Annotated in this window: 8 protein-coding genes and 1 pseudogene; 1 reads left to right on the top strand and 8 read right to left on the bottom strand. The window is 41.5% G+C overall.

Annotation, left to right across the window (positions count from 1 at the left end; all coding sequences use genetic code 11):
- Positions 1-123: 123 nt before the first annotated feature.
- The 8 genes from HMPREF9420_RS08590 to HMPREF9420_RS08555 form a co-directional block, all read right to left on the bottom strand.
- Complete coding sequence (locus tag HMPREF9420_RS08590; RefSeq protein ID WP_007135216.1) at positions 124-1203, bottom strand: Gfo/Idh/MocA family protein; 1080 nt, start codon at positions 1201-1203, stop codon at positions 124-126.
- 3 nt (positions 1204-1206) lie between these two features.
- On the bottom strand, positions 1207-2274 hold the full coding sequence (locus HMPREF9420_RS08585; RefSeq protein WP_044078877.1) for a radical SAM protein: 1068 nt from the start codon (positions 2272-2274) through the stop codon (positions 1207-1209).
- 92 nt (positions 2275-2366) lie between these two features.
- Positions 2367-4079, bottom strand: coding sequence for a sigma-70 family RNA polymerase sigma factor (locus HMPREF9420_RS08580; RefSeq protein WP_007135213.1), 1713 nt, complete (start codon positions 4077-4079; stop codon positions 2367-2369).
- A gap of 233 nt (positions 4080-4312) precedes the next feature.
- Positions 4313-5350, bottom strand: coding sequence for a nucleotidyl transferase AbiEii/AbiGii toxin family protein (locus tag HMPREF9420_RS08575; RefSeq protein ID WP_007135212.1), 1038 nt, complete (start codon positions 5348-5350; stop codon positions 4313-4315).
- Positions 5328-5969, bottom strand: coding sequence for a DUF6088 family protein (locus HMPREF9420_RS08570; protein ID WP_007135211.1), 642 nt, complete (start codon positions 5967-5969; stop codon positions 5328-5330). Before HMPREF9420_RS08570 ends, HMPREF9420_RS08575 begins: the two co-directional genes overlap by 23 nt.
- Positions 5970-6274: 305 nt before the next feature.
- Complete coding sequence (locus HMPREF9420_RS08565) at positions 6275-6691, bottom strand: hypothetical protein (protein ID WP_007135210.1); 417 nt, start codon at positions 6689-6691, stop codon at positions 6275-6277.
- On the bottom strand, positions 6688-7983 hold the full coding sequence (locus HMPREF9420_RS08560; RefSeq protein ID WP_007135209.1) for a site-specific integrase: 1296 nt from the start codon (positions 7981-7983) through the stop codon (positions 6688-6690). The genes HMPREF9420_RS08565 and HMPREF9420_RS08560 overlap by 4 nt, the downstream gene beginning before the upstream one ends.
- A 28-nt stretch (positions 7984-8011) precedes the next feature.
- Entirely contained in the window at positions 8012-9241 is a 1230-nt protein-coding gene (locus tag HMPREF9420_RS08555; protein ID WP_007135208.1) for a site-specific integrase, read from the bottom strand.
- Between the two features lie 787 nt (positions 9242-10028).
- On the opposite strand from HMPREF9420_RS08555, the pseudogene HMPREF9420_RS08550 reads away from it, so the two are divergent.
- Positions 10029-11903 (top strand): annotated as a pseudogene (locus HMPREF9420_RS08550) (sodium-translocating pyrophosphatase); the annotation flags it as partial.
- Positions 11904-12167 lie beyond the last annotated feature (264 nt).

Raw genomic sequence — 12167 nt, 5'->3', positions numbered from 1 at the left:
CTTGCACTGTGGGAGTTGAAGCAGACTCATCTTCATTGCTGCAACCAATAAACAGCAACGAGAAGATGAACGCCTGTAATACACAAAAGTACCTTTTCATAATTTGTTGGATTTAATTAGTTATTATAATATGTGGTCGTCAATTATGTTCATATACTTCTTTATTTCTGCCATTAAGGAATAAACATGCTTGACACTTTCCAAGCAAAAGGCATGATTATCCTCGCATCTGTTTTCAACCATATCGGCAAACGCTTGAATTTCCGAGAAGAACCCTTGTGACACAATTTGGTTATTCCCAATCGTTGGTACAAAACCATTCCTTCCGTATAGGCTGACAACGGTTGCATTATTTTGGAAGACCTTTTCCAAAGGGATTCCCCATATAGCAGAGTGTCTTGGGGAAAAATCGAGTCTTTCCATTCTGTCCAATACATATTGTCCTTTGTCCGTACTAATACTTAATTGTTCCTGTGCATCCTGCCAAGAGTAATCTGTTGATAGTTCCAGCATCCCCGTTATACCTTGATGTTCCAACATAAGGAATAAGGTCTGGGTACCATCCTTGCTGCGCATTTCCTCTGCTGCCTTTACCCTTGCTTTACCAAAGAGAAACGTAACATAGTCAAGAGGATGGATGAACAGGTCGAGCAGGGCATCACCCTCCGGGTATAACCCCGTAAGATAGCGATAATGATAGTGCCGCCCTCTCCCAATTCTCAATCGCTTTTGCAGGATTTGAGTGGCTGGGGCAAAACGTCTTTGCAGTCCGACAACGATATGTTTTGACCCGTATAATTTGACGGTATCGGTCAAAGACTTTAGTTCCCTCTCGTTCTCACACGGTGGTTTCTCTATGAATAAGGACTTCCCTGCTTTAATGACTTCGTTTGCTATATGAAAGTGCGAATGTGGATTAGCAGCCACAAAGACTCCCGAAACCGTATCATCATTCAAGATGTCTTGTAAAGAAGTCGTACCTTTTACTCCCTTGTACTTTTGAGAAATCAGCCCGGCTTTCTTCTCCGAGGTGCAACAGATGTATTTCAATGGCAACTGAAGATATTGTATCACAGGCAACAGGTTACTGACACAATGATTGCCAAGACCTACAAGAGCATACCGTTGGGTGTAGATATGGTTCAGTTCCCTTATGCTCCGCACACTCTTGTATCTGCCGATGATTTCGTCTATATATCCCATAGTTTATGCTGTTATTTGCTTGAAATGTTCCTTATAGGTGATTTGCGTGTTGCTGGTCCATTGATATTTCCCGTAAAACAATTCTATCAGTCGCTTGGGAAACATTTTCTCCAGATTCCTTAACAGGATAATATCATACTTCCGGTGATAGTTGATCCAGCATTGATTACACGTTTTGGAGTGTTGACACTGAATCTTACAGGTTTCCTTTGAATTGAATATCTCGTCAAGCGTGTTCTCATGGGTGTTGCCCAAGACCACGTCCAAATTCTGGCACAACGGGACATCACCATTGGAATGGATGACCAACTCACTGAAAATGCTATGGCACCTCAGTTTCAGCCTGTTATTCTTCCATTCGTCATATAGGGCCACAAAATCAAAATTTTCATCCGTTTGATGTATGGATGAAGGTATCTGACGAATGAAATTATCATCATTGGCTTCCATCAAGTCCTTGGTCGTGTCAAAGAATGACATTGTGCTGTAAATGCCAATACGCACGTCTATGCTATATTTCTTAGCACAATCTATGACATGCTTCATATCCTCTAACGAGTTCCACGGAGAAAGGCAAAACATCAAGGAAATAGGAACAATATCCCTACACGCCTCTATAACTTCGATAACCTTATCATATCCATCCCTGCCACGCATATAGAGATAGGTTTCTCTGGTGCCGTCAAGTGAAATATACAGATGCTTGGGGTGATGATTTTTTACAGCAGATATTACCTTGTTTACCGCAAGACAATTAGACAGCAGCGTATAGTTAGGATGATGAGTGTCAAACCATCCCAATATCTTGTCTGCTTCGGGATGAAGGATAAACTCACCTCCCTCCAAGCCGACCGTCGTGCGTTTCGTTATACATTTGCTGTTCATTATCTTGATGATGTCGTCTAATCTTAAATTTTCCGTAGGTTTCTTCCAAATGGAACAGTGCTTGCAACGTGACTGGCAGTTGGTAGTGGAATATATCATCAAGGAAGCAAGTTCCTTATGCCGTCTGCGTATTACATTGTTGGCAAATACTATTCCGTTGTGGATGTAGTCATAAATACTGTACATTCTTTCTTTTGAGTTTTGTCTTTTATTGTTAAGAGCAGAAAACCACGAAAAGACTGCACAATATTTATGACTTTTTTATCTATTTATTTCATTTACCAAGTAAGCCGCAATCCAAATGGTACTGTTATGATGAACGGATGCTCTGTGCGGTAGGTTTCAAGGCCACTGCCATTCCAGAAGTAATAGAACATGTTAGGTTCTAAATACAGACTGAAAGGCTTGAATAGCTTGTACTGCACACCGACACCTAAGTTTACAGACCACTGATAACGTGGCTTGATGTCCCTCTTCAACGTGTACGACGAGTCGGCTGTTATGATGTACTTCTTTTCAAGCGAACTGTGGACAGGCATCTCGAATGTCACTCCACCGGTCGTATAGGCATTGAATCGTCCCTTGCTCCATATACGATAGGTCAATCGCAATGGTATGCCCACATAATCAATCTTCTGGGTCTTCAACAAGGTCGCACCATGAAACTCACTCTCAAAATCAGACTTCATTCTTGTGTAAGTCAATCCTGTGCCAAAAGTCCAATGGGAACTTAGTTGCTTGTTGAGCGACAAACTAAAGGTTTTGGGGCGGTAGTGGTGCGCCTTCTCACCTAAGGACGCGTTGCCTTCTGTTGCATTATTCAGTGCTATCCATGACATTTTTGCCCTCTCGACAGAATCCATCAGTGCATTGTTCCGAACCAAATAATTTACATAATCATCCCATGTATATAATTTGGCCGAAGCCCCACCGTTAGCGTAATCTACTACTGATAGGTAGTTCAAATTGGACATGGCTCCATTTGCTCCGGCATTAGATGAATAGCCGAAGTTAAATGTCCATGGGTATTTCTTCTTATTGCTGACACTAGGCGACATACTTTCATTCAATGCCATCATTTTTTCTTCGGTAATTTGTGGAATGCGAAGCACGGAGTCTTTGGTGCTGATACCCTTTATAACCAATTGTTTCTGTATAGAATCCACATGGAAAACTACAGTCTGCTGCTCGGATTCTACACTATCTGTTATCATCCGTGAAGAAATCTTTTCAGTAGAGGTAGCCATTTCTGCCAAGGCACGTTCATCATTATTACTGGTACTTATACTTGATGGGATGGAATATCTTGGTTGCACTATCTTTTGAGAGGCAGATTCTTTTAGAACCTGTCCTGGCAGCTCCTTATGAGTGGTTACTGCTGTTTGCTTGTGTTCAGAAGTTCCAACAGTTTTGTCCTTCGTTACGAAATAGATATAGACAGGTATCAGAATTGGAAGCAAGAAGAGCATCCAATAGTTCATCAGTATGGTCCGCAACATTTTCTTTGCTCGAACCAACTGAGAAGATGAACTGTGAGGATTGATACCAAGCAGTTCTCCAATTTCCTTATGGGAAAGACCATCCAGAACCGAGAGTTTGAATATCTCCCTGTTCCCCTCCGGTAACGACTCTATTGCCGACAGCAATAGTTCAAGTTCTATATTCTTTTCTTCCTCGTCTTCTTCGCTCAAAAATTCTATGCCCAGACTAGACAGAGGAATGTCATCCTTCTCTGTGCTTTGCAGGTACCTTAGAGAAAGGTTCCTTACAATGGTGATCATCCATCCCTCCAATTTTGAGTTGTCTTTCAGCGATTTGATGGAGGTGAAGATGATGATGAACGCATCATGCAAAATATCTTCTGCCGTGCTTTCGTCTGTCACATAATGCTGGCATATCTGCAATAATCTGTCGGAATATGCCTTGTATAAATTTCCGAGAGCTTCCCGTTCTCCCTGTTTACATGCGTCTATATCAACATCTACTTTCATAGATATACTTTTCCTTTTTATTAAAAGGAGCAGATTGTGACTAAAAGACTGCACGAATTTTGAAACTTTTTTTTGAAAAACTTGAAAAAAGGCTCAAATTTATGACTAGTGGCCTATTTTTAAGGGTGAATAATCAACAACAAGAGCACTATTGCAAAGTTCACCTCCCGTCATAAAGGAAACATTGGATTGCGTATTTTGATACCTGTAACAAACGATGGTCAATGGCACATCTAAGGAATTATAATTTGTCTGAAGTCATGAAGTAATTTCTCCATTCTTTTCATCAATTCCTTAAAGGGCTTGGCTTCGCCATATATATATCCATCTACCATATTTGTCTCATAGTCCAGACGATAGGCTTTCAGAACCTCATTTCGGGGGATAAAATCAATACTTGTCGGATAATCTTTGTCATAGTCCACATATCCCAAATGATAGAAACGACGACGATGTTCTACGATAGCCTTATAAAGGTTGCCATCGTTCAGTGACTTCTGGCCAAACTCCGTGTCCATCAATCGATCTAAATCATAAAGATGCCGGGACATACGCAATGTTCTTGGTTCTTCCTTTTGAAGCTCCTCACTAAGAAGCAGTGCCTTCTCCAAAAATGTTCTTGATGGCGTTACAGTCTTGATAGATGCTGTCATTTCATCATCCTCCTCAGGGAACTTATCGAAGACAAGAGAGTGAATGTCGCATTTCTCATTAGGCTCAGACATAGATAGACAACTGATTTCTATTTTAATCCTCGCATCAATAAGTCTCATGCTGGACGGGAAAATACTTTCATAATTGACGAATATTACCGTTGGGTCACTGTCATGATCTATAGGCTTGGGAGGTTCCCCCGCTATCGTTTCATTCTTTACAGTATATCCTTCAATTCCCATTTTCTGAAGTTCCACATCCAGTTCTGCAGAAAGTGTCCCATGAATATAATCTCGCGACACTTTTCTTAACTTCTTTACCTGGTTATTGTTCTCACACTTGGCAAATGGCAGGTTAAGGATTTTTTCAAAAAAAATTCTGTCAATGGAGATGTCGATATCTTCACTGAAACGGTTAATAAGATTCCATCCTTTACTCAAAGAAGTTCCACCCTTGAAAAGAAGCCATTTCCCACAAGATGTGTTAAACAGGGCTTTGAGGACTACTGTCACCCACCAATCCTTCTCTATCGCATTATCTTCGATATTATGATCTTGTGCGACTGATTGTATCATTGAGATCCTCTCATCAATGCTATGATTCTGCCAACTGCTCATGATTCTTATTGTTTAGGATGTTTATTATTTTTCTTCTTATCCATGCAGGCATGACTTTTAAGTCTTCCGACATGGTATCGTCCTCTGGATATTTACTCAATATCACATTGATTGCACTTTCCCACTCGCCATTATAGTTTTGTTCACCGATAGCTTTCATGGCTTGTACTAACAGACGTGTGACCTTTCCCTTCAATGCGAAATTCTTGGGCACTCCTCTTTTGAACGTGATGGTTTTATTGCCACACTTGATTTTTCTTGCAGACCCACTGGTGAGAAAAACAGGGGTCATGGTAACTTGTTCGGACAATCCGAGCATATTCAGCGCGGTGCTACCAGTAGGGAGAATCTCTGCATTATCTCTTTCTGCAATAGCACGAGCAATATCCTCGGTAGTTGGATAAACAACACCGAATTTAGTTTCCTTTGTTTTTAGGTATATACCACGAGATAGCCTTAATAACAATCCCTGCCGGACAAAATCTGACAAAATTTTGCCAACATACTCGTCGTCGTATTCTGGGAAACTATTATTAAAAAACAGAGTACCGGTGTTTGCTTTTTCAATACAGTTCCTAAGAATATCAACAACCTTCTTTTCTTTATTGCTTATTAACATACATTAAGTCGGTTATTTTTGCAAAAATAACGAGTATTTCTCATATTCCAAAATTCTTTGAAGTGTTTTTAATTTGGATTTATCATTTCCATTCAATTTCGGAATATCATTTAGTAAAGATAGAAATATAATGCAAACAGTATGTTTTAAAGAAAGATTACTAATAAAAGTAGTATGTAGTTTTTAAGTAGTAACTGGAGATTTCTCTTACTAACTACGCTACAAGATTTTTTCTTTCACCGTATTATACCCTATTGTAGTTATGTAGTAAGATATAATCAGTGAAAGAAAAAAGCGTATTACCATCAGTTATCCATGTTGCCTATCAGGAATATCGGTGTTATTATGGATGCTGGTTTCTGCAGCTTCTGACAGATGTACTTTCTGAACAAATGCGCTTCCGTGTTGTCTAACAGAAAGGACAGAGCGATGATGATAGAAAGCGGATAGAGCGGTGCATAGCCTTTGAGTGGTCCATTGATAACGACTTCTTCCTCGTCAGCAACTCTTTCTTCGGGATGCAGGTTGGAAGATTTCATAATTGTCTGAAGCCTATGGTTGAGTTTCCTCCATGTTACCCCAAAAAAACTCACAAGTTCACTCTCTGTCATGGCTATCTCTCCGTTTCCTTTTCGAATGACTTGCATTTTGCTGCCCCAATCAAAATAACTACGCTGATTGGAAGTGTTTGTTCTTATTTTTGGATTGTTGTTTGTCTTCATGCCGTTTCTTCCATTTTACAGGTTACAATATCCGAAGATTCACAAGCCTCTCTCTCCGAAGTTTCCTTTTCTTTTGCCGATTGCTTGGCAATGAGCCTGTCCATATCCTTTGATATCTTTTTGTCCGTCACCTGCGCATAAACTTGAGTGCTTGATATGGAGGCGTGTCCCATCATCTTGGCTATGCTCTCAATAGGAATACCTGCGCTTAGGCTCATTGTGCCGAATGTATGTCTTGCCATATGGAAAGAAAGTCTTTGGCAGATACCGCAAGCCTTTCCCACAATACTCAGTTTGGCATCCATGACACTGCGGCTGCAATCACGGTGAAAGACAAGGTTGTCGTCTTTTTCTTTCACAGTCTGCTGTTCCTCGCTTCTCCTCTTCTCACTCCTACAATGGTTGATGATGGCTTCAGCTATGGGATGTAACGGCACGATGAACTCAACCTTGGTTTTCTGACGTTCCTTTCTTATATACATCTGTCCGTACGCTGCCGTTTGGATATGCTTGTATTCCAAATTCTCCATATCTGAGATAGCCAAGCCTGTGAAGCAGGAAAAGACAAACATCAGTCTTGCCAGCTCCGCTTCTCTGTCGTTCATCTTCATTGCCATAAGTTTCATTACATCGCTCTTTTGCAGAAAACGTATCTTCTTTTCCTCCTTGTCATACTTGGCATTCTCAAACGGATTGCAGCGGATAATTCTCTTGCTGACCGCACGGAACATCAGTCGGCTCAGCCAGCAGAGGTTGCTGTTGACGGTGGATGCTTTCAGCCCACGTTTTTTGAGAAAGAAGCGGTATTCCTCGAACAAGTCCTCTGTAATTGTTCCGATGGATATATCCTGCACTCCTTTGTTTTCTACAAATTCACGGAGATTTCTGTCAGAATAGAACAGGTTCAGGTAAGTTCCCTCTGCCCTTGATCTGCCAACACTTTCCTTGACTGCTTGCAGTTCCGCCCTGCTCATGGCAAGGAGCGTGGTCGGATTGGTGGCAATACCCTGTAAGCGGTTCTTTACAAGTTCCACACTTACTACTCCATCCTTTACAAGAATGTTCCGATAGGTCTTTTCCACCAAATCCCTGAACTCATTGATTCTTTGGTTTGTTTTCTTGTTGGTTGTCAACCCCTGCTTGGTGTTCCACTCGGAGACTTTACACTCTTCTCCTGTGGTAATGGCTGCATTCTTTCCGTCGATGGTGATACGGCAGAGAATGGCGGTATTGCCGTCTGCCTTAGTTTTCTGTCTGTTGATATAGAACAGTATCTTGAATGTACTTCTCATAATGATTTTAGTTTTAATATGTCTATTGCTAAATACTCATCTGCATATCCTCCGTGAAAGAAAGGAAACAATTAAATTCCTCAAAGAGTTTCTGTGGTGTAACCTTTGCATAACGCTCGGTCATACTTACGTTGCTATGTCCGAGTATCTTGCTCACCGTTTCTATTGGAACTCCTTGCTCAAGCGTGATAAGTGTGGCAAAGGTGTGTCTTGCCGTATGCGTGGTAAAGGGAAAGGCTATACCCTCTCTAAGGCGCAATGCTTTAAGATACGACTGATAGGTGGCATACTTCATCTGTGGCAGCAGTCTTTCCCTTTCTTCGCCTCGATACTTCTCTATTATCCTAATCGCTTCGGGCAACAACTTAATACGGCAAAGTACACCTATCTTCTTCCTATTGAACTTCATCCAAAGATTTTCCTCATCATCACGGACAAGATGTGTCTTACTTAATCCCATTAAATCACAATAGGCTGCACCTGTATGACAGGCAAAAACAAACAGATCCCTTGCTGTTTCCATTTCTTCCTCCAACTCTCCGAAGTGGGTATTCATTAGTTTGTCAAGTGAACGTCTGTCAAGTGCCTTTGGGAGTTTCTTATCACCTCTTGCTATCTTTACATTAGCAAATAATAAGGTGTCAGCCAATCCTTCACGGTATGCCACCCTGCATACGATCTTTATTTGGGATGCAACTGCATAGAAACTACTTTCCTGAAACCCTAATTTGTTCAAGTAGTAGTCCCTGAAGTCATAAATGAAATTTTCTGTAAGTTGCGAGAAAGACAAATCTTCCACCTTGTACTTGTCTTCGATAAATGTCCTAAGATTATTACGGGTAGTATAGTAATTGGAAATTGTTTCTCTCTTAATGTCAATTCCTATATGTTCTTTCTTCTCCCTGATGAGGATGTCCAATCGTTCGATAAGCATACATCGTGTCTGTACGCTGCCTTGAAACAGTTCCTTTACATCGGTTGCGTCAAATGGGCAACCTTTGGGAAGTAAGGCTTGATAAGCCGACTGAACAGACAACAGTAAACTCTCCAACCTGCCGTTTATCTCTACTGCCTCACGACTCTTGCCGTCCACTCTACTCTCACGGGGATTCCACAACTCTGGGTTGCAGGAGAGTTTGCAACTGAACTGTGCAATACTCCTTCCAAGTGTAATACGTCCCATAATGGGAGCCTTGCCCGACTTGTCAAGACCGCTCTTTTTGAGGTAGAGCAACACCTTCATTTTCTCTTGTTTCATACGCTTTAATTTTTATGGGCAAAGTTACCCGAATTAAAGCGTTCCTCACTTATGCAGAAAACTGCCGACCGCAGCAACAGCCACACGAGCGAAAATAATTCAGTTACCGAACATTACTCCATCGTTACCTATCTCAAAATCAGGTAATGCTTTGGTAACTGAACTTTTGCCTAAATCTGCATATTCCTACCCTTTTTGAAAAGAGCACCTCTATGCAAATCGTTCCATTTCTCACTCATTATCAGTTAGTTTACGCCAACTTCGACTTTTCTTCATTTTCGTTGATTAGTTACACGACCATTTGATGCAGATTATCGCATAAAATGACGCTGTTTATCATGTAAAGTCACATAGTATATAATGCATTTGTAGTTCAACGCTGAAGGCGTTGCATTATTGAAACATTTGCATTATTGGATGTATTCATTGAAACATCGCAATAAAACAAGCACCATTATGCACTAAAAACACTTGTTATGCCAAATACATTCATTGGGAAACCATTTTTATATCTACGGCATTGACGATTGACATCATTTACATTGGTGTGTATCATGCCACATATTATTGATGCAATACCTACGCATTAAGAAATAATCTGTGATTGATAATGTTATATTTTCAGAAGGATGGCAAACCACATAAATAGAGGATGTGGGCTGTTTGGATAGCAGTGAGGAAACCGATAATATAGTTAAATAAACAAAAATGAGTACAACGGGGCGATTATCTTTGTATATTTGCGAACGACATAAAGTTTAACAATCTTATAATTTAACCGGAAAACATGATGAATATCCCTACTGTTTTTTTGTTAGTACCATTGGCTTCGGTCACAGCGCTATGCATGTCATGGTATTTTTTCAGTGAAATGATGAAGGAAGAAGAAGGAACACTGAAGATGAAAGAAATCGCTTCGCACGTTAGAAAAGGGGCAATGGCCTACCTACGCCAGCAATATAAGGTTGTGGGAATAGTCTTTTTGGTGCTTGCTTTGCTTTTCGCTTTTATGGCTTATGCCTTAAAAATACAGAATCCTTGGGTGCCAATAGCCTTTCTTACGGGTGGTTTCTTCTCGGGACTTGCCGGATTTTTCGGCATGAAAACAGCTACTTATGCCTCTGCACGCACGGCAAACGCAGCGCGAAAAGGGTTGGATCATGGGTTGAGAGTAGCCTTTCGGAGTGGTGCTGTGATGGGACTTGTCGTTGTAGGACTTGGACTTTTAGACATCGCGATATGGTTTTTGATTCTCAGTTTCGTATATTCGGATGGCAATATTGCCTTGATAACAATTACAACTACTATGCTCACATTCGGTATGGGGGCATCAACGCAAGCACTTTTTGCACGTGTTGGTGGAGGCATCTATACCAAAGCAGCCGATGTTGGGGCTGACCTCGTGGGAAAGGTTGAGGCAGATATTCCCGAAGATGACCCTCGAAATCCGGCTACTATCGCTGATAATGTGGGCGACAATGTGGGGGATGTGGCTGGCATGGGTGCCGATTTATATGAGAGTTACTGTGGAAGCATCTTGTCGACTGCAGCACTTGGAGCCACAGCCTTTGCCTTAAATGGCGATATGCAGCTACGGGCTGTCATTGCACCAATGATTATTGCCGCCGTAGGTATATTCCTTTCACTCATCGGAATCTTTCTCGTTCGTACGAAAGAAGGGGCAGACATGAAAGCCTTGTTACGCGCTTTAGGACTTGGAACGAATGTAAGTGCGGTTTTGATTGCCGTGGCTTCGTTTGTGATTCTTTATCTTTTAGGCATAGAAAACTGGCTCGGCTTGTCATTTTCTGTTATCAGTGGGCTCGTGGCTGGCGTCATTATAGGACAAGCAACAGAGTATTATACCTCACAAAGTTACCGTCCTACGCAGGAGATTGCAAAGGCAAGTGAAACGGGTTCGGCTACAGTTATCATCAAAGGGCTGGGTACTGGCATGATCTCTACATGTATTCCTGTGTTAGTTATCGCCTTATCCATCATGCTAAGTTACCTTTGTGCCAATGGGTTTGATATGAGTATGCGAGCTGATTCCATAAGCCATGGGCTCTATGGAATAGGGATTGCCGCCGTGGGAATGCTCTCAACACTCGGCATAACGCTTGCAACAGATGCCTATGGACCTATTGCTGACAACGCTGGTGGTAATGCAGAGATGAGTGAATTAGGGCAAGTGGTGAGACAACGCACGGATGCTCTCGACGCATTGGGCAATACTACGGCGGCCACAGGCAAGGGGTTTGCCATAGGAAGTGCGGCACTTACGGCCTTAGCTTTACTCGCTTCGTATGTAGAAGAGATAAAGATTGCCATGGTAAGAGCCGTCGAAGAAGGTCGTCATTTCATTGACTATGCGGGACAATCTTTTGATCCTTCGCAGGCAACGATGCCCGATTTTATGAACTTTTTCCAAGTAACATTGATGAATCCCAAGGTACTTGTGGGGGCATTTATAGGTGCAATGGCAGCCTTTCTCTTTTGTGGTTTGACGATGGGTGCAGTCGGAAGAGCAGCCCAATCTATGGTAGAAGAGGTGAGAAGACAATTCAAAGAGATTAAAGGAATATTAGAAAAGACGGCGCAACCAGACTATGGTCGTTGTGTGGAAATATCCACAAAGAGTGCTCAAAAGGAAATGATTATATGGGGCACAGAACGAAACGTATATAGAAGATGAGAGGCCGAAAAGGAATGAAGTTGTTTAATATCAAGATGTTACGCGTATTTAGATAGTCGAGGCTTCTCAAAACGAAACGTTACATCGTGTTACATTTGTGTTACATTTGAGGGTTTATTCGACTGACGATTGATACATAAATGTTACATGGGTGTTAATTTGGGGTTACAGATGGAGGATGCGGAGCGATGAGGGAGCGATTGTATCGCTTCTTTTTTGTTGCCTCTTTTA

The organism is Segatella salivae DSM 15606 (genome assembly GCF_000185845.1).
Taxonomy (GTDB): domain Bacteria; phylum Bacteroidota; class Bacteroidia; order Bacteroidales; family Bacteroidaceae; genus Prevotella; species Prevotella salivae.
This window is presented reverse-complemented; position numbering and strand designations above follow the sequence as displayed.

What these genes read in the sequence shown, in the direction of transcription:
- HMPREF9420_RS08590 (WP_007135216.1), bottom strand. Translation starts at nt 1,203, where the DNA reads ATGGGATATATAGACGAAATCATCGGCAGATACAAGAGTGTGCGGAGC.
- HMPREF9420_RS08585 (WP_044078877.1), bottom strand. Translation starts at nt 2,274, where the DNA reads ATGTACAGTATTTATGACTACATCCACAACGGAATAGTATTTGCCAAC.
- HMPREF9420_RS08580 (WP_007135213.1), bottom strand. Translation starts at nt 4,079, where the DNA reads ATGAAAGTAGATGTTGATATAGACGCATGTAAACAGGGAGAACGGGAA.
- HMPREF9420_RS08575 (WP_007135212.1), bottom strand. Translation starts at nt 5,350, where the DNA reads ATGAGCAGTTGGCAGAATCATAGCATTGATGAGAGGATCTCAATGATA.
- HMPREF9420_RS08570 (WP_007135211.1), bottom strand. Translation starts at nt 5,969, where the DNA reads ATGTTAATAAGCAATAAAGAAAAGAAGGTTGTTGATATTCTTAGGAAC.
- HMPREF9420_RS08565 (WP_007135210.1), bottom strand. Translation starts at nt 6,691, where the DNA reads ATGAAGACAAACAACAATCCAAAAATAAGAACAAACACTTCCAATCAG.
- HMPREF9420_RS08560 (WP_007135209.1), bottom strand. Translation starts at nt 7,983, where the DNA reads ATGAGAAGTACATTCAAGATACTGTTCTATATCAACAGACAGAAAACT.
- HMPREF9420_RS08555 (WP_007135208.1), bottom strand. Translation starts at nt 9,241, where the DNA reads ATGAAACAAGAGAAAATGAAGGTGTTGCTCTACCTCAAAAAGAGCGGT.